We start from the raw sequence: 16,409 nt of genomic DNA on the forward strand, positions 1-16,409 counted from the left end.
CGGCTGGGCGAGGAACGCGATGGCCACCAGCCGTACAACCCAGGAAAAACAGCCACATCGTGAATTCCTCACGCCGGCACACATCTTGGCGTGATTGCCAAGAGCGGAGCCGAGCGCAAGGCGGCGTGGTGGCTTGTGGGACTGCTCCGGACGAGCGATCCCGATCCACGGCTGGTTGCGTTGGCCGATGGGTGAAGCGGCGTGGAAGGGGGCCGGGTTTCCCGGCCAGACCTTCCCACGCACGCGTCATCCCTCGCCACCACGGATCGAGCAGCGTTCGCAACCTGCAGGAGCGTATGCGGGACCACGCGAAGAGCCGCCCCCGAATGGCGCCCCGCTGGGCTATGCGTCGTGCGCGCTATTATTTCCCGAGGATGCTCGAGCGTATCTTGTCGGCGAACCAGACTACAAAGATCGCACCGAACGCGAGAGCAAAGTACATAGCCGTCCACAAAAGCGCATTAGATGCATTCGTCATGGCGTCCTCCCTGGCCTCAGAAATTTATTGCCGGGAGGATAAAGGCGGCCGGGCCGGCGCGATTTGCGCCGGATCAATTTTGCCGCGCTGCGGCGAGAATAAGTCTGGACCGCGCGAAGACCCGTCCCGGATGTCGCTGCGTTCATCCGGTCTTCGGGACGGTGTCGGCGGCTACAGCCGGAATTCGTTGGTGAGTTCGCCGATGCCGTCGATGGCCACCGTCACCGTGTTCGCGGCATCCTTCATCACGCCGACGCCGACCGAGGTGCCAACGGCGATGAGGTCGCCGGGGAGCAGGGTCATGTCGTGGGAGATCCTGGAGACCAGCACCTCGGCGCTGAAGATCATGTCCGAGATCGGATAGTTCTGCCGTTCGACGCCGTTGAGGATGGTGCGGACAGTCAGCTTTGACGGATCGAGGCCGGTCGCGATGACCGGGCCGAACGGGCCGTAATCGTCGATGCCCTTGGCGCGGGCCCATTGCGGAAAGGTGGGATCGCTGGTCAGGATGTCGTTGGCGGTGATGTCGTTGACGCAGGTGTAGCCGAAGATGCAGCCGTGTGCCTCGGCCGGTGACACGCGGGCGCAGGTCCTGCCGATGACGATGCCGAGCTCGCCTTCATAGGTGGTCTTGCCGTCGTAGTAAGAGGGGCGGCGGATTACGGCGCCGGGTGTCGTGATGCTGGTGGTGGCCTTGAGCAGATAGAGCGGCTCCGTCGGCTCGGGCTGGTTCAGCTTGGCCGCGAGCGCGTGGAAATTATTCCAGAGCGCGACGATCTTGCTGGGCGCGCAGGGCGCGAGCCACTCGACCTCCGACCGCGCCAGAATCTTGCCGGTCGCGGCGTTGCGGCCGAACATCTCGCCCTCGTGCACGCTGATGCCGGATGGGCTCAGCGTGCCGAATCCGGTCGCGCCATTGTTCCGGAAGCGCAGCCATTGCTTCGTCTCGACCGCCATCACGCCACCGCCAGTGCGCGGGGATCGTGAAGTGTCGAGACGCCGTCATAGAGGCCGGCGATGCGGGCGCGCTGGGTCACCATCGCCAGCACGGAGTCGAGCGCGGGCGTGGTGATGCCGGTGAGGCGGCCCATCTCCTGCACCACGGTGACGAGCGGGTCGATCTCCATCGGGCGGCCGCGCTCGAGGTCCTGCAGCATCGAGGTCTTGTGCGCGCCGACCTTGCGGGCGCCCTCGATGCGGCGCTCGACGTCGACGCGGAATTTGACGCCGAAGGTTTCGGCGATCGCTTGCGTTTCCACCATGATCGCGCGCGACAGCGCACGCGTGGACGGATCGGTGCAGATCACGTCGAGTGTCGCATGGGTCAGCGCGCTGATGGGATTGAAGCAGACATTGCCCCACAGCTTGAGCCAGATCTCGTCGCGGATGCGGTCGAGCACCGGCGCCTTCAGCCCGGCCGCGACGAACAAATCGGCGAGGCGCTGCACGTCAGGCGTGACCTCGCCGGAGGGCTCGCCGAGCGGAAAATTGTTGCCGTAGACGTGGCGGATCACGCCGGGCGCCTCGATCTCGGTGGCGGGATAGACGATGCAGCCGATGGCGCGTTCGGCCCCCAGCTCGCGCCATTGCCGCCCGCCGGGGTCGATGCTTTCCAGCGTCGAATTCTCGTATTGGCCGCCGTGTTTGTAGAAGTACCAATAGGGGATGCCGTTGACGGCGGTGACGATGCGGGTGTGCGGCCCGAGCAATGGCTGCATCTTCTCGATCACGCCGGTGATCGAATGCGCCTTCAGCGTGATGATGATGTAGTCCTGCACGCCGAGCTCGGCGGGATCGTCGGTGCAGCGCGGATCGACGGTGTGCGTCTCATCGCCGGCGAGCAGCGTCAGGCCGCGCTCGCGCATGGCGGCAAGATGGGCGCCGCGTGCGATGAGGCTGACATCGGCGCCGGCGCGCGCAAGCTGAACCCCGAGATATCCGCCGATCGCGCCGGCGCCGTAGATGCAGACCTTCATGGAATCCTCACGGGTGACCGGAATTTGGGACAAAGGATCCGGTCCGGCTCGGAGGGTCCGAGCCGGGGCCGGTAGTCACAGGGGAAGTGTGCGTCGTTTAGGCGGCGGCTTGCGGCGCGCCGTTGATGGCCTCGTCCACGGCAGCGGCGATGTCGCGCATGCTGATGACGGAGACGAGGCTGTAATCGTCGATGACAGGCAAATGGCGGATGTGATGCCGGTTCATCAAATGGCGGACCTGCTCGAGCGTGTCGCTCGAGCTGCAGGACACCAGCTGCTGCACCGAGACCAGCTGCGAGACCTTGACGTTGACGGCGTTCGCGCCGTGCTCGGCAACGGCGCGCACCACGTCGCGCTCGGTGAACATGCCGACGGCGGTATTACCCTCGGAGCGGACCACGTCCTTGACCACGAGAGCGCTGATGTTGTTGGCCCGCATCAGCTTGGCGGCGATACCCACCGTTTCGTTCATCCGCACCGTGACGACACGCGGCGTCTTCTTGCGCAGAATGTCTCCGACCAGCATTGCAACCTCCCTGGGTGAATGTTGGAGGAAGTGTGGTATACATAATGCCAATCGTCAAGCGCTGGTTTGGGTGATCCGAAAAATCTTGCGACAGCAATACTGACGTTGCCGGACGCGTGAGGGCGAAGAAGCCAAAGAAAAAGGGGCGCACCGCTGCGCCCCTTTTGACCCATCCGATGGCGTGTGGTCGCTACGCCGTCTCGGTCTTGGCGTTCGTCGTTGCGGTATTCGCGCTCTCGGCTTCCTTGCCCAGGATGAAGGAGCGGCGCAGCGGCTTGATCACGAACAGCGCCGTCAACGCCGCCGTCGCATTCAGCGCCACGGCCACCACGAACACGGCCTTCCAGCCATAGGCGGTCGAGATGACGCTCGCGAGCGGCACCAGCAGCGAAGCGGTGCCCTTCGCGGTGTAGAGCATGCCGTTGTTGGTGGTTGCGAATTTCGAGCCGAAGGTGTCGCCGCAGGTCGCCGGGAACAGCGAGTAGATCTCGCCGAACACGCCGAAATACACCGCGGTCGCCAGCACGAACACGACCGGGACGTGACCGTAGGCCGACAGCGTCAACAGCATGAGGGCTGCGGTGCCGAAGGCGATGAACATGGTGTTCTCGCGGCCGATCGTGTCGGACACGAAGCCGAAGAACGGGCGACCGAGGCCGTCGAAGATGCGGTCGAGCGAGATCGCGAACGTCAACGCCGCCATCTGGAAGCCCGCGAGCGTAACAGGCGTGTCGGCGATCTTGAAGTCGTGCGCGATCGGCGCGATCTGCGCCGCGGTCATCAGACCGCCGGAGGCGACCATGACGAAGACGAGGTACATCACCCAGAAAATAGGGGCGCGCAGCACCTGCGGCGGCGTGAAGTCGATCTTGGTCTGCGGCAGATTGAGCTGCTTCTTCTTCGGCGGGATCGACAGACGCGGCGGCTGGATGAAGAAGGCGAGCACGAACACGATCACGCCCTGGCCGATGCCGAAGCTCAGGAAGGCGTGTTGGTAGCCGCTCGATGCGATCATGTTGGCGATCGGCACCACCGTGATTGCGGCGCCGGCGCCGAAGCCGGCGGCGGTTGCGCCGGCGGCGAGGCCGCGGCGATCGGGAAACCATTTCAGCGCGTTGCCGACGCAGGTGCCGTACACCGCGCCCGCACCGATGCCGCCGATGACGGCGGCCGTGTAGAGCAGGGGAAGGCTGTCGGCGTAGGAATTGAGAATCCAGGACAGCGCGATCATCACGCCGCCGAACATGACGACGATGCGCGGGCCGTACTTGTCGACGAACCAGGCCTCGACAGGCACCAGCCAGGTTTCGGTGACGACGAAGATGGTGAAGGCGAGCTGGATCGCGGCGCGGCCCCAATGGTGGGCGTGATCGATCGGATCGACGAACAACGTCCAGCCATATTGCAGGTTGGCGATCATCGCCATGCAGACGATGCCCATGGCGAGCTGGAGCCAGCGGAAACCTGTGCGAAGAGGCGCGGCCGTGACGGCGCCGTCCGTGCTGGAAATCATCAAGAACCTCCCAACGCGCTGATTGATTGCGACGTGGGATTGCAAGATGACCCAGTGTCGCAAATATTGTGTCTTATCGTCGCAAGCGCTTCGCTGAGCTTGGTATACGATATTCCAGAATGCAAGCCCTAACTGCGGCGGATTGTCACAAATCTGCGGTTTCCCGTCCCTGGGCCAGCCGGGAGTAGCCAAACGAAAACGCCCGGCCGCGAGGCCGGGCGTCTGCTCGGTGAAGAGCTATGGAGAGCGCGTCAGGCGACGGTCGAGTTGGCGACCACGACCTTGCGCCACGGCTTGAGCACCGCAATCGCCAGCAGCGAAGCCAGGATGTTGGCGCCGGCCGCGATGATGAACACGCTGTCCCACGTGCCCGACGATTGCTGCATGTAGTTGGCGATCGGCACCAGCAGTGCGGCGGTGCCCTTCGCAGTGTAGAGCAGCCCGGCATTGGTGGTCGCGAACTTGGCGCCGAACGTGTCGGTGCAGGTCGAGGGGAATAGCGAGTAGATCTCGCCCCAGGCGAAGAACACGAAACCCGAGAGCAGCACGAACCAGATCGGATCGTGGCCCCAGAGGTAGAGCATCCAGATGCCGAAGCCTTCCATGCCGAAGGCGATGAACATCGTGTTCTCGCGGCCGATCATGTCGGAGATCCAGCCGAAGAACGGGCGCGTCAGGCCGTTGAGCACGCGGTCGATCGTGGCCGCGAACGTCACTGCCGTCATCGTCACCGCCATCAGCGTGACCGGGACGTTGTCGACCTTCCAGTCGGCCGCGATGGGCTTCAGGTTCGCCGTCACCATCAGGCCGCCGGCGCCGACGATCACGAACATGAAGTACATCAGCCAGAAGATCGGCTGACGCAGCACTTCGGTCGGCTGATAGTTGCGCCGGGTCTGCAGCAGATTGGCGTTTGCCACCACGTTCGGCACCTGGCCCGCTTTCGGCGCGAGCAGGAAGAAGGCGAGGATGCAGATGATGATGCCTTGTCCGAGGCCGAAATAGAGGAAGGTGGTCTGGAAACCGCTGTCCTTGATCATGGCCTGGATCGGCGCGACGGTCAGCGCGGAGCCCGCACCGAAGCCTGCGGCCGTGATGCCCGCGGCAAGACCGCGCTTGTCCGGAAACCATTTCAGCGCGTTGCCGACGCAGGTGCCGTAGACGCCGCCGGCGCCGATGCCGGCGACGATCATGCCGAGATAGTAGCCGTTGAGCGTGGTGGCCTGCGCGTTGATCGCCCAACCGATGGCGCAGAGAACGCCGCCGACCAGCACGACGAGGCGCGGACCGTATTTGTCGACGAACCATCCTTCGATCGGGACCAGCCAGGTCTCGAACAGGACGAAGAGGGTAAAGGCCCATTGGATCGACGCGCGATCCCAGCCGAACTTCTTCTGGATGTCGGGGACGAAGAACGTCCAGCCGTATTGATAGTTGGCGATCATCACCATCGCCGCCACACCAACCGCCAATTGCGCCCAGCGATAGGCATCGCTGACCCGCGCGACACCTGGGGCCGCTGTTGACTGCACCATGTCCGTCATAAAAACCCTCCCGAACGCGCCGATCATTTTTTATGCGTGCGCTGGCCCGCATCCTGGTATTCATTATGCCAAGATTCAAGCGACGGACTGGAGGGTGCGGCGAAATATCGCGGATTCATCACATGCGGCATGGCAGCCCGATTGTAAAGCCCAATCGCGGCCGCCTGTGGTCAAGGCATTGATTTCGTGAAGTGTCTTCGTGGGGCTGAGCCACAAGCTGCTGCCGGAACCGCGTATTCAGAGCTTCGGCTTCGGTCGGTGGCAGACGTAGGTGCGCCGCCGTGACCGCTTAATCCTTGGAATTCTATATTCCAGAAGTTCTGTCGTGCGTCGGGTCCGGCGGCCGCCGGTGCGCGCCTCACGCCATCGACATGCGCAGCCGGCTGTAGCCTTCCTGGATCGCCGACCAGAACAGGGCGACCAGACCGAGCGCCATGATGGTGCTGACGAGGCCGTTGGAGAAGAACACCCCAAGCGAGCCCTGCGATCCCAGCAGCGATTGGCGGAAGGCTTCCTCCGCCTTGTCGCCGAGCACGATGGCGAGCACGAGAGGTGCCAGCGGGTAGTTGCACTTCTTCAGGAGATAGCCGAGCACGCCGAACACCAGCATCAGCATCACGTCGAAGGTGCTGTTGTGCACCGAATAGGCGCCGATGGCGCACAGCACCAGGATGAGCGGGGCTATGATGCCGAAGGGCACGCGCAGGATCGCGGCGAAGAGCGGCACGCAGGTGAGCACGACGATGAGGCCGGCGAGATTGCCGAGATACATCGATGCGATCAGGCCCCAGACGAATTCCTTCTGCTCGACGAACAGCATCGGCCCCGGCTGCAGGCCCCAGATCAGCAGGCCGCCGAGCAGCACGGCAGCCGTCGGCGAGCCCGGCACGCCGAGCGACAGCATCGGCAGCAGCGCCGCGGTGCCCGCCGCATGCGCGGCCGTCTCCGGCGCGATCACGCCTTCGATCTCGCCCTTGCCGAAATTGTTGCCGCGCCGCGCCAGGCGCTTGGCGATGCCGTAGCTCATGAAGGATGCCGGCGTCGCTCCGGCGGGCGTGATGCCCATCCAGCAGCCGATCAGGCAGGAGCGCAGCGAGGTCATCCAGTAGGCGGGCAGCTCGCGCCAGGTCTGAAGCACGACCCGAAGGTTGATGCTGGCGTTGCCGCCGCGGAAGGCGAGCCCTTCCTCCATGGTCAGCAGAATCTCGCCGATCCCGAACAGGCCGATCACGGCGATCAGGAAGTCGAACCCGTTGAGCAGCTCCGTGCTGCCGAAGGTCAGCCGCAATTGCCCGGTGATCGAATCGAGGCCGACCGCTGCGAGTGCAAAGCCCATCATCATCGCCGCGATGGTCTTGAAAGGCGGCTCCTTGCTGAGGCCGACGAAGCTGCAGAAGGCGAGGAAGTACACCGCGAACTTCTCCGCCGGACCAAATCGCAGGGCGAAGCCCGCGACCAGCGGTGCGACCAGCGTGATCATGATGACGGCAAACAGCGCGCCGACGAAGGAGGAGGTGAAAGCGGCGGTCAGGGCTTCGCCGGGCCTGCCCTGCTGCGCCATCGGATAGCCGTCGAAGGTGGTCGCCACGGACCAGGGCTCGCCGGGGATGTTGAACAGGATCGAGGTGATGGCGCCGCCGAACAGCGCGCCCCAATAAATGCACGACAGCATGATGATCGCCGATGTCGGCGGCATGCTGAAGGTCAAAGGAAGCAGGATCGCGACGCCGTTGGCGCCTCCGAGCCCCGGCAGCACGCCGATGACGACCCCGAGAGTGATGCCGATGATCATCAGCATGATGTTGTAGGGCTGCAGCGCGACCGCAAAGCCGTGAAACAGGTTGGCCAACTCTTCCATATCGATGAATCCTGCAGCAGTGACGGGACGGCGCGCAGTTGTTACATTCTACAAGCCGAGCCATTCCTCGAACGGCCCCTTGGGCAGCGGGACCAGGAACCAGCGCTCGAAAACGAGATAGGTCACCACCGGCATTCCGACCGCCACCGCGGTGACCGTCAGCCAGCGATAGCCGCCGAGCCAGCGCATGAACCAGGCGATGAAGATCATCGACGCGACGTAGAGGCCGATGAACGGCATCGAGCCGACATAGATCGCGGTGGGTACGACGACGCTCATGACCTGGCGAAGCTGTCCCCATGCCGCGAACCGGCGGCCGTCGTCGTCGCGTCGCGCGCTCCAGAGATTGATCGCGCTGGCGACGACGATGGCGGCGCCGACATAGAACGGAAAGAATCCGGCACGCGGGCCTTCTGCGCCCCAGTTGATGCCGGCCTTGATGCTGCCGAAGATCACGACGAGCCCAAAGGCGCCGATCAACAGCGCCATGCCCATCTCCAGCGTCTTGTGGGCAGGGCCGGATTCGGATTGTTCGGTCATGACAGCTCCAGGCGGAATCGCGGGTGTTTCGCGGCAGACGGGAGGACGAGCGGCGTCCTCATCCGTCGTCGGTGACGCGGCTCAATTCGGGGATCAGTTTCCCGGCGTGAGGAATCCGGCTTCCTTCATCAGGCCTTCGTGGCGCTTCTCCTCCGCCTCGATCCATTTGGCGTAGTCGGCTCCAGCCAGGAAGGTCGTGTTGAAGGCGCCGCTCTTCATGAAATCCTGCCATTCCGGCGTGGCGCGGACCTTCTTGAACAGCTCGACGTAATATTCGATCTGATCCTTGGTCGCCTTGGGCGACATGAAGATGCCGCGCAGCATGAGATATTCCATCGCGAGGCCCTGCGACTTGCAGGTCGGAATATCCTTCCAGGCCTTGCCCTCGGCGATCGGCTCGTCATAAGCCATCGGCTGGGCGTCGAAGACGCAGAGCGGACGGAGCTTGCCGCCGCGCCATTGAGCGACCGCCTCGATCGGATTGTTGACGGTGGAATCGACGTGATTGCCGACGAGCTGAACCGCGACCTCGCCGCCGCCTTTGTAGGGGATGTAGGTGAACTTGGCGTCGATCGCCTTCTCGATGCCCACCGTGATGATCTGGTCTTCCTGTTTCGAGCCGGTGCCCCCCATCTTGAACGAGCCGCTCGGGGCCTTCTTGGCGGCGTCGACGTAATCCTTGACGGTGTTGAACGGCTTTTCGGCATTCACCCAGAGCACGAATTCATCCAGCGCCAGCATCGCGACCGGACTCAAATCCTTCCAGTTGAACGGAATCCCCGTTGCCAGCGGCGTCGTGAACAAGTTCGAGAGCGTGATGATGATCTTGTGCGGATTGCCCGACGACGTCTTCACGTCGAGAAAGCCTTCGCCGCCTGCACCGCCGGCCTTGTTGACGACGACCAGCGGCTGCTTCATGAGATTGTGCTTGGTGACGATGCCCTGGATGGTTCGCGCCATCTGATCGGCGCCGCCGCCGGTGCCCGCGGGCACGATGAATTCGACCGGACGAACCGGCTCCCAGGCCGCAAGGCCTGCAGTGCCGCCGGCGCATGACATCGCCATTGCCGCCAAAGCGACATTCAGAACGAATGACTTCATCTCGTTTCTCTCCCTGTCGAAACGCGGCCGTCTTTTTGCCGGCTCGCGTCAGCCCATCCGGATCCACGCGCTTGGGGTCACCTTTGCGGTCGATCCCCGTTGCAGCCTCACCAACCAGAAGTTTATGAGCGCAGACAAGGCGCGGCATCCGCTCCTTTGGGCTAAGGCTCCGGCAGGATCGCCGGATGTGCCATGTCCTTGGCCGTTCCCGTCCTGCGCTCAGCATCCCCGCCGGCACCTTGGTCGTGCTCGTTTTCGGTTGCCGAATGGTATGCGAGATGCCAACGGGCTCACAATTGCAGGGCAGGCCAGATCGGCGGACCAATCGTCGCAGTGGTGGTCGGTGCGAAGCGCGAACAAAAAAATGGCCCCAACGAGGGGGCCATTGATCGAGCGTAGCGTCTACGGTTGCCGGCCGCGTGCCGTTTCGGCTGCGCGGGGAAGCCCTTGTTACAGGCCGAAACGCGGCAGGTCGCCGTTGTGATTCGAGATCTCGGCGCTCGCCATCAGGAAGCGGTCGACAGCGGCCATGACGCGCGCGAACAGCGATGCGGTGGGGGCGAGAGCGATCGTGGCGGTCTTGGACATCTGAAATCCCTTTCTCAAGACAGTCAGTAGTGCTGTCTCATCTCGAAAGGCAATCTACGTATACCAGATGCCAGTGTCCATGCATGCCATCGCATAGCAGCATGTATGCTCCCGCATTGCAGCATAATACTCCGTTAAAGGGGCCGGATCGGGCTTAAAGCTGCCGGCTGGTCCCCTGGAACCGATGATGCTGTGGAATTCCACAAGACAACGCGGCTGGAAGACATCGAAGCAGAATGTGCTCATCACGTGCGGCGGGTGCAGATTCTGATGCGCTGCAGCAAAACCAGCCTTGGCAGCGCAAACCAAAGCCGTTAGTGGTTCGCCCCCTTTTCAGTCACGGTCAGAGTGGTTCATGTCGAGCGCCTCGCCCGCCGTCTCGATCGGCATCGATTTTGGGACGAGCAATACCGTCGTCGCGATTGCGGCGGACGATCGCCGGGTCGAGGCCATCCGCTTCGACCACGGCGGACAGCGCCACAGCACTTATGTGTCGGCTTTGTGCTTCTGGGAGGACCGGCCTGGCGCCGGCGCCCAGGCCGAGGGCGGCCCCTGGGCGATCGAGACGTTCCTCGAAGGACGCCACGTCTACCGCTTCCTGCAGTCTTTCAAGACCTTTGCTGCGAGCTCCAGCTTCCAGACCACGCAAGTGTTCCGGCAGCGCTTCAAGTTCGAGGATATTCTGGCGGCGTTCCTGCGGACATTGGCGCGCCACGGCGGCGAGAAGTTCGGCTTCGAGACGTCCAACATTACGGTCGGCCGCCCGGTGCGCTTCGCCGGCGGCAATCCCGACGAGGCGTTGGCGATGCAGCGCTACCGCGCCGCGTTCGAGCGCCTGGGCGCCGGCCATGCGCGCTACGTCTACGAGCCCGTCGGCGCGGCGTTCTCCTTTGCCCGCCGGCTGGAGCGTGATGCCACCGTGCTGGTTGCGGATTTCGGCGGCGGCACCAGCGATTTCTCGGTGATGCGCTTCTCGCGGACAGGCGGAGCCCTTCGGGCCGAGCCGCTCGGACACGCCGGCATCGGCATCGCCGGCGACACGTTCGACTACCGCATCGTCGACCACGTCGTCTCGCCGCGGCTCGGCAAGGGCTCCAGCTTCCGCTCGTTCGACAAGGTGCTGCCGATCCCCAGCGGCCACTACACCAACCTCGCGCGCTGGCATCAGCTGGCGATGATGAAGAGCAATGGCGATCTGCGCGAGCTCAGGGAGCTCGCGCGCACCGCCTTGAAGCCGAAGCTGCTCGAGGATTTCATCACCATCGTCGATTTCGACCTCGGTTTTTCGCTGTACCGCGCGGTGTCCGATGCCAAGGTCGCGCTCTCGGCGCAGGACGATGTCGATTTTCGCTTCAAGGGCGGTGGCGTCGACATCGGTGCGGTAATTACGCGAAAGAATTTCGAAGCCTGGATTGCCGACGACATCGCCCGGCTGGGAGCCACCGTCGACAAGGTGCTGGCCGAAGCCGGCGTCACCGCGCGCGAGATCGAGAAGGTGTTCCTGACCGGCGGCACCTCCTTCGTGCCCGCGGTGCGAAAATTGTTCGCCGAGCGGTTCGGCAACGAACGGCTGATGTCGGGCGACCAGTTCGAGTCGATCGCCTATGGCCTCGCGCTGATCGGCCACAGCGCCGATCCCGACCGCTGGACTGCCGGCGGTGGGCTTGAGGCGAGGGCATAACAGGCGGCGAGCCGCGTCCCTGCGGCGACGCTGTTCGGTCGTTATTTCTGCTGAATTCGGTTCAGGTAATCGATCACGGCGAGAATGCGAGTCCGCACCACGACCTCCGGGTTTTGCTGGGGCCCGGCTTTCTGCCAGTAATAGGGATCGACGGCGTGGGGCAGGTTGATGATGGGGTTGAATCGTTCGCCCCAGATCGGCATTTCACGAGTGCCGTGAGCTGGAACTGATTTCGACCCATAGACGGTTTCGTACACGGCGTTGGTGGGAAACACCCCGCTGTTGTTCCTAGCCAACATGGTCAAGTCGGAAGGCGTGGTCTTGAGCTGCCCGCTGACTGGCCCGTTGCCCTTTGCATCGGCGCCATGACAACTCGCGCACGAAGACTGAAATTCCGCCTTGCCGATATCAACTTCCTCGGCCCTGGCGGCGATCGCGAAACCAGCGGCAAGACCGACAACCATCAACCATTCGACAGCAAATCTCATCATCTCGCCTCCGACGCTCGCAGGGAAGACTTCTGCTCCTAGCCGCTTTGTCCTTCTGCCGGTTTGACCCACATCAACACCGCACATTCGGTGCCGTCGGATGTCGAAGGCGCGGAGTGCCTTGCCCATCATCTTTCCCAGGTTGAGAGAGCATCGGTGGGCGCGCTGGGCTTTGCCCACCCTTCAATCCTGGTGGTCGCTACTCATTGATCTCCGGCTCGACGAGCTTCGCCAGATTGCGCAGCGATTCCTGCCAGCCGAGATAGCAGGCCTCGGGCGGAATCACATCGGGGATGCCGGCCTGCGTGATGTCCATTTCCGTGCCGACCGAAACCTTGTTCAGGACCACGGTAACCTCAATCTCACCGGGCAGGTTGGGATCATCGAACCTGTCAGTGTAGCGGAGACGTTCGCCGGGCACGAGCTCGAGATATTCGCCGCCGAACGAATGGCTGTTGCCGGTCGTGAAATTCCGGAACGACATCTTGAACGTGCCGCCGACCTTGGGCTCGAAATGATGCACGGTGCAGGTGAAGCCGTTCGGCGGCAGCCATTTCGCCATCGCATCGGCCTCCAGGAAGGCGCGATAGACTTTTTGCGGGCTGGTCGCGAGAACGCGGTGCAGGCGGATCGTGCTGGGCATGGTTGTTCTCCTCAGTAATTGATGGGCCCGACTTTGGTGTCTCAAGATTGGTGTCTCAAGATTGGCGTCTATGGCCCATTCATGTCACGAGGACGACCGCGAAGCCGCCGATCCGACAGGCGTTCTGGATTTTTTTGGAAGTCGTCCGGCCGATCTGCTAGGTGGCTGCGACATCCTGCGGCGTCATCGTGAGTGACAGCCTGAATCGGCCAACCAGGATATTCTCGCGAGCGCCCGCTGCGCGAAGTGATGACGGCGAGAATTGGCCGGCGGTCACGTCCTCGACCACATCCGCATCGTAACCCGACAGCAGGACGATCCAGTCGGCGGCGCCGTCCTTGCCGCGGATCTGCTGCTCCGTCGTAGGCGCGCCCGTACGGGGCGTGTCGGTGAGGAGGAGATGGCCGCCTGTCAGCCCCGGCCGCTGCGCCAATGTGCCGAGCGCTTCTGTGAGACGCATCTGCAACTCCGCATCCCGTCCGGCTTCCGGCGACAACCTGACGGTCGCGAGCGAGCTCGCAACCCCGCCGCCGAAGCTCGCCGCCACCCGGCACTGGCTGCGGACCATGCCGAGATGATGCGGCATCATCTTGGTCGACCATGGCGTCGGCGCGTTGAGCCGGTCGAGATATCCGGTCGAGGTGAGGACCTCGTACTGTTCGAGCTCGTAGAGTACGAAGAAGCGTTCCGCGTCCGTCTTGCTGGTCCAGCGCGACCCGCGCCGGAAGCCGGCGATGCTCATTCGCTCCGGAAAGTGCTCATGCGAATGCCAGTCGCCGAACTCCGCGCGCTGGTCGGAACGGATACTCCACCACATCGCGACGGCGGCCTTGCCCAGCAGTGACATTAGTTACCTCCCATCCTGAGCAGCAACATCAGCCCCCATGGCTAGGCGTCATCGATGGAAGCCACAATTCCGCTCTCGTTCCTCGTTCAACTCCTGCGCGAAATCGGGGGGACTTCCGTTGCGCATGTCGCTTGGGGCTTTTGCCGTCATTCTCTGCTGTCTTGGGTCGCCTGCCAAGGCCGCGGGCATTCAATTGCTGCAGTCCGATCCGGCGCTGTCGGGCGCAATCTGGTATCCTTGCACGGCCGAGCCGACGCATGTGGACCTGGGCAACCTTTCAGTCGGCGCCGATTTCGACCTGAAGGGCGTGAAGGATTGTCCCGTCACGGGTGCAAAGCTGCCGCTGGTGATTTTCTCGCATGGCCGGGGCGGCTGGTTTGGCCAGCATCACGACACCGCGGAGGCGCTGGCCGATGCCGGCTTCATCGTCGCGGCCATCAACCATCCCGGCGACACCGCAAACGATTCCTCGCGGCGCGATACCCTGTCCCTCTGGGGCTCGCGTCCGGCGGATATCGTTCGTTTGCTCGATTTCATGCTGAACAATTGGAAGGACCGGGCGGTGATCGATCCCGCTGAGGTCGGGTTCTTTGGTTTCTCGAGTGGCGGTGCGACCGGCTTCGTGCTGATGGGGACCAAGCCGGATTTTGCGAGGGTAGCCACTCTCTGCAAGGAGACGACAGGCGCTTGCGCGCAACTCCACAACGGCGAGTCGCCGCCTGATCCGGCGCAGGACGCGAGAATCCGCGCTGCAGTCATTGTCGATCCCGCGCCGGCGACGCTGACGCGGGAGAACCTCGCCGTGGTCAAGGTGCCATTCCAGTTCTGGCGGTCGCAATTCGGCGGCCCCGGTGTCGGCGTCGGTTCGGGCACCGCTCGCGTTGCGGAGGGGCTGCCGGGCAAGCCTGACGTTCACGTCGTGCCTGCCGGCCATTATGCGTTTCTCGCGCCTTGCTCGACAGCACTTGCGGCGGCCGTGCCGCGCATCTGCACGGACGTGCCGGCGGGGTTCGACCGCGTGGCCTTTCATCGCGAGTTCAATGCGACGGTGGTGCAGTTCTTTCGCGAACAGTTTGCTGGCGCCATACGCTAAGCCCGCGAGCGGGCATGATGTCGATGCTCTCCCGGCCGGCTGAGCCAGCTGGCAATAATCGACGTTTGCGAATACAGCGGTATCCTCGCGTCAACGGCGGTTCGAGCTTGAATCTTCCGACGGGAATGCGGTTCCGCCGAGCTCCCGGGCAATTAAGTCCGGCGTAGCCTTGCAAATGAGCGAGATGAGGTATACGCTAAGAGTTGTTCGTTCAGCCGCTGTGCCTTGTTGAATGCGCCCGCGGGCTCCTTTTCCAGAGACATCGACGAGTTGAATTGGTTCCGCGTGAACGTCACGTGGGCTGTGCGCTTGTGCGCTTTGGAGAAGAAAATGACGACAGGTACCGTGAAGTGGTTCAACGGCCAGAAGGGCTTTGGATTCATTCAGCCCGACGACGGCGGCCAAGATGTGTTCGTTCACATCAGCGCGGTCGAGCGGGCTGGTCTTGCGGGTCTCGCTGAGGGCCAAAAGGTCAACTTCGAGGCCAAGACCGACAAGATGCGGGGCAAAGTCAGCGCTGAGAATCTCTCGCTGGCTTGAGTTCTTTGGTGCCGTTTCACGGATGTACTGAAACGGTGACGCTGCCCGCTCGATCGTAAGGTTGAGCGGGTTTTGTCTGTTGTGGAGCAGGGTGAAGGATGAGCGCCAAGAAATCGGCCGAACCGTCACCGGAAGGTATCGCGCGTTCCAACCGTCAGCGCCTGGCGGCTGAAGAAGGAGCGCGGGCGATGGCGGATGCCGAAAAGCAGGGGGTCGAGGTTCGCAAGAACATGGCCAGGCTTCGGGAGCTGCGCCAAGCCAAGGAAGCGGCTGACGCAACCCTTCGCGCATCGTTGCCGGCACCGACCCCGACGAAACGCAAGAAGAAGCCGCCGCAATAGTCGACTTCAGCAGCGCCCCTGACGACATCTGGAGAGGACCGGTCACATGCTAGAGAGTGCTGGTCGTGCTTAGAGCCAAACCGGACGGTGGTGGCACAATCACCTTTTTTCTCGCGCTTGGTGCAGGCCGACAGATGTGCCGGCTCGCGACGACGTATCAAACGCAGAAACAGGCCTTCAGCTATCTTCAGAAGCACCGCACCGAGTTCGAGCGCATCGCGCGGACCCGGCTGACGTCCGGGGAACTCGAAGACGTCATCGTTGTCCTCTCGATGCTGTAACGCCTGGTCAGAGACGCGCGCAGCGGCTTCCGAAGAAGATCGTGCTTGGACAACGACTGCGCTTCAGATCGACCTCAGTCGTCGATCTCGGCGGCCTTCGGTTGGCCGGATCCCAGATGGTCGTCAGCGACAGGATGCTTCCTATTCGGGAAGCCCTTTCGACTCTGCCTCGCGCGCCAATCGCTCGGCTTTCAGCCGCTCGCGATTCTCGTTCTGGGAGTGCTGGTCCTTCGCATAATCATTCATCGGCTTCTGCGTCGTGACAGGCTTGAACGCCTTGTCTGCTTCGCGCTTGGCTCGATCAGGGGATTGGTCCTTCACCATTTCAACCTCGCTTCGATCAACGGGCATGGATCAATGGACATGGCTCA

18 protein-coding genes are annotated in these 16,409 nt (G+C 63.1%); 5 read left to right on the plus strand and 13 right to left on the minus strand.

The features are described from left to right. Positions 1–649: 649 nt before the first annotated feature. The 9 genes from C7G42_RS17370 to C7G42_RS35320 form a co-directional block, all read right to left on the minus strand. Positions 650–1,435: a fumarylacetoacetate hydrolase family protein gene (locus C7G42_RS17370; protein WP_199580957.1), complete on the minus strand. Its 786-nt coding sequence runs from the start codon at positions 1,433–1,435 to the stop codon at positions 650–652. Then, a complete protein-coding gene (locus C7G42_RS17375; protein WP_106950162.1) occupies positions 1,435–2,454 on the minus strand; it encodes a 2-dehydropantoate 2-reductase in 1,020 nt (339 codons plus the stop codon). The genes C7G42_RS17370 and C7G42_RS17375 overlap by 1 nt, the downstream gene beginning before the upstream one ends. Before the next feature lie 97 nt (positions 2,455–2,551). Beyond that, complete coding sequence (locus C7G42_RS17380; RefSeq protein ID WP_106950163.1) at positions 2,552–2,980, minus strand: CBS domain-containing protein; 429 nt, start codon at positions 2,978–2,980, stop codon at positions 2,552–2,554. A gap of 190 nt (positions 2,981–3,170) precedes the next feature. Then, the gene (gene oxlT / locus C7G42_RS17385) at positions 3,171–4,493 is read right to left on the minus strand and encodes an oxalate/formate MFS antiporter (RefSeq protein WP_106950164.1); all 1,323 of its coding nucleotides are present in this window, start codon (positions 4,491–4,493) and stop codon (positions 3,171–3,173) included. Between the two features lie 251 nt (positions 4,494–4,744). Beyond that, on the minus strand, positions 4,745–6,037 hold the full coding sequence (oxlT, locus tag C7G42_RS17390; RefSeq protein WP_106950165.1) for an oxalate/formate MFS antiporter: 1,293 nt from the start codon (positions 6,035–6,037) through the stop codon (positions 4,745–4,747). A gap of 358 nt (positions 6,038–6,395) precedes the next feature. Then, on the minus strand, positions 6,396–7,895 hold the full coding sequence (locus C7G42_RS17395) for a tripartite tricarboxylate transporter permease (RefSeq protein ID WP_106950166.1): 1,500 nt from the start codon (positions 7,893–7,895) through the stop codon (positions 6,396–6,398). A gap of 48 nt (positions 7,896–7,943) precedes the next feature. Further along, positions 7,944–8,435 (minus strand): tripartite tricarboxylate transporter TctB family protein, encoded by a 492-nt coding sequence (locus C7G42_RS17400; protein WP_106950167.1) that lies wholly within the window; start codon positions 8,433–8,435, stop codon positions 7,944–7,946. 93 nt (positions 8,436–8,528) lie between these two features. Further along, a complete protein-coding gene (locus C7G42_RS17405; protein ID WP_106950168.1) occupies positions 8,529–9,536 on the minus strand; it encodes a Bug family tripartite tricarboxylate transporter substrate binding protein in 1,008 nt (335 codons plus the stop codon). Between the two features lie 450 nt (positions 9,537–9,986). Beyond that, complete coding sequence (locus tag C7G42_RS35320) at positions 9,987–10,124, minus strand: hypothetical protein (protein ID WP_199580958.1); 138 nt, start codon at positions 10,122–10,124, stop codon at positions 9,987–9,989. 355 nt (positions 10,125–10,479) lie between these two features. Here C7G42_RS35320 and C7G42_RS17415 point away from each other — a divergent pair, with 355 nt between their 5' ends. Further along, on the plus strand, positions 10,480–11,805 hold the full coding sequence (locus C7G42_RS17415; RefSeq protein ID WP_106950169.1) for an Hsp70 family protein: 1,326 nt from the start codon (positions 10,480–10,482) through the stop codon (positions 11,803–11,805). A 41-nt stretch (positions 11,806–11,846) separates the two neighbouring features. On the opposite strand, the gene C7G42_RS17420 is transcribed toward C7G42_RS17415, so the two are convergent. The 3 genes from C7G42_RS17420 to C7G42_RS17430 form a co-directional block, all read right to left on the minus strand. Further along, entirely contained in the window at positions 11,847–12,296 is a 450-nt protein-coding gene (locus tag C7G42_RS17420; RefSeq protein WP_106950462.1) for a c-type cytochrome, read from the minus strand. A 196-nt stretch (positions 12,297–12,492) separates the two neighbouring features. After that, positions 12,493–12,936, minus strand: a complete 444-nt coding sequence (locus C7G42_RS17425; RefSeq protein ID WP_106950170.1) for an SRPBCC family protein — start codon at positions 12,934–12,936, stop codon at positions 12,493–12,495. 157 nt (positions 12,937–13,093) lie between these two features. Further along, the gene (locus C7G42_RS17430; protein ID WP_106950171.1) at positions 13,094–13,783 is read right to left on the minus strand and encodes a hypothetical protein; all 690 of its coding nucleotides are present in this window, start codon (positions 13,781–13,783) and stop codon (positions 13,094–13,096) included. Positions 13,784–13,907: 124 nt separating this feature from the next. On the opposite strand from C7G42_RS17430, the gene C7G42_RS17435 reads away from it, so the two are divergent. The 4 genes from C7G42_RS17435 (at position 13,908) to C7G42_RS17450 (ending at position 16,038) form a co-directional block, all read left to right on the plus strand. After that, the gene (locus C7G42_RS17435; protein ID WP_106950172.1) at positions 13,908–14,876 is read left to right on the plus strand and encodes an alpha/beta hydrolase family protein; all 969 of its coding nucleotides are present in this window, start codon (positions 13,908–13,910) and stop codon (positions 14,874–14,876) included. Between the two features lie 330 nt (positions 14,877–15,206). Then, positions 15,207–15,416, plus strand: a complete 210-nt coding sequence (locus C7G42_RS17440) for a cold-shock protein (protein WP_028143038.1) — start codon at positions 15,207–15,209, stop codon at positions 15,414–15,416. Positions 15,417–15,514: 98 nt separating this feature from the next. After that, positions 15,515–15,757: a transcriptional regulator gene (locus C7G42_RS17445; protein ID WP_094975058.1), complete on the plus strand. Its 243-nt coding sequence runs from the start codon at positions 15,515–15,517 to the stop codon at positions 15,755–15,757. Positions 15,758–15,822: 65 nt separating this feature from the next. Beyond that, positions 15,823–16,038, plus strand: a complete 216-nt coding sequence (locus tag C7G42_RS17450) for a hypothetical protein (protein ID WP_502694215.1) — start codon at positions 15,823–15,825, stop codon at positions 16,036–16,038. Between the two features lie 141 nt (positions 16,039–16,179). On the opposite strand, the gene C7G42_RS17455 is transcribed toward C7G42_RS17450, so the two are convergent. Continuing rightward, on the minus strand, positions 16,180–16,362 hold the full coding sequence (locus C7G42_RS17455) for a hypothetical protein (RefSeq protein WP_106950174.1): 183 nt from the start codon (positions 16,360–16,362) through the stop codon (positions 16,180–16,182). Positions 16,363–16,409 lie beyond the last annotated feature (47 nt).

It is taken from the genome of Bradyrhizobium sp. MOS003, assembly GCF_003020125.1.
Taxonomy (GTDB): Bacteria; Pseudomonadota; Alphaproteobacteria; order Rhizobiales; family Xanthobacteraceae; genus Bradyrhizobium.

Bases quoted from the DNA above. Each gene is read 5' to 3' on its own strand.
- C7G42_RS17380 (WP_106950163.1), bottom strand. From the start codon at position 2,980: ATGCTGGTCGGAGACATTCTGCGCAAGAAGACGCCGCGTGTCGTCACG.
- C7G42_RS17455 (WP_106950174.1), bottom strand. From the start codon at position 16,362: ATGGTGAAGGACCAATCCCCTGATCGAGCCAAGCGCGAAGCAGACAAG.
- C7G42_RS35320 (WP_199580958.1), bottom strand. From the start codon at position 10,124: ATGTCCAAGACCGCCACGATCGCTCTCGCCCCCACCGCATCGCTGTTC.
- C7G42_RS17375 (WP_106950162.1), bottom strand. From the start codon at position 2,454: ATGAAGGTCTGCATCTACGGCGCCGGCGCGATCGGCGGATATCTCGGG.
- C7G42_RS17435 (WP_106950172.1), top strand. From the start codon at position 13,908: ATGTCGCTTGGGGCTTTTGCCGTCATTCTCTGCTGTCTTGGGTCGCCT.
- C7G42_RS17370 (WP_199580957.1), bottom strand. From the start codon at position 1,435: ATGGCGGTCGAGACGAAGCAATGGCTGCGCTTCCGGAACAATGGCGCG.
- C7G42_RS17440 (WP_028143038.1), top strand. From the start codon at position 15,207: ATGACGACAGGTACCGTGAAGTGGTTCAACGGCCAGAAGGGCTTTGGA.
- oxlT (WP_106950164.1), bottom strand. From the start codon at position 4,493: ATGATTTCCAGCACGGACGGCGCCGTCACGGCCGCGCCTCTTCGCACA.
- C7G42_RS17400 (WP_106950167.1), bottom strand. From the start codon at position 8,435: ATGACCGAACAATCCGAATCCGGCCCTGCCCACAAGACGCTGGAGATG.
- C7G42_RS17430 (WP_106950171.1), bottom strand. From the start codon at position 13,783: ATGTCACTGCTGGGCAAGGCCGCCGTCGCGATGTGGTGGAGTATCCGT.
- C7G42_RS17405 (WP_106950168.1), bottom strand. From the start codon at position 9,536: ATGAAGTCATTCGTTCTGAATGTCGCTTTGGCGGCAATGGCGATGTCA.
- C7G42_RS17425 (WP_106950170.1), bottom strand. From the start codon at position 12,936: ATGCCCAGCACGATCCGCCTGCACCGCGTTCTCGCGACCAGCCCGCAA.
- C7G42_RS17415 (WP_106950169.1), top strand. From the start codon at position 10,480: ATGTCGAGCGCCTCGCCCGCCGTCTCGATCGGCATCGATTTTGGGACG.
- oxlT (WP_106950165.1), bottom strand. From the start codon at position 6,037: ATGACGGACATGGTGCAGTCAACAGCGGCCCCAGGTGTCGCGCGGGTC.
- C7G42_RS17395 (WP_106950166.1), bottom strand. From the start codon at position 7,895: ATGGAAGAGTTGGCCAACCTGTTTCACGGCTTTGCGGTCGCGCTGCAG.
- C7G42_RS17420 (WP_106950462.1), bottom strand. From the start codon at position 12,296: ATGATGAGATTTGCTGTCGAATGGTTGATGGTTGTCGGTCTTGCCGCT.
- C7G42_RS17445 (WP_094975058.1), top strand. From the start codon at position 15,515: ATGAGCGCCAAGAAATCGGCCGAACCGTCACCGGAAGGTATCGCGCGT.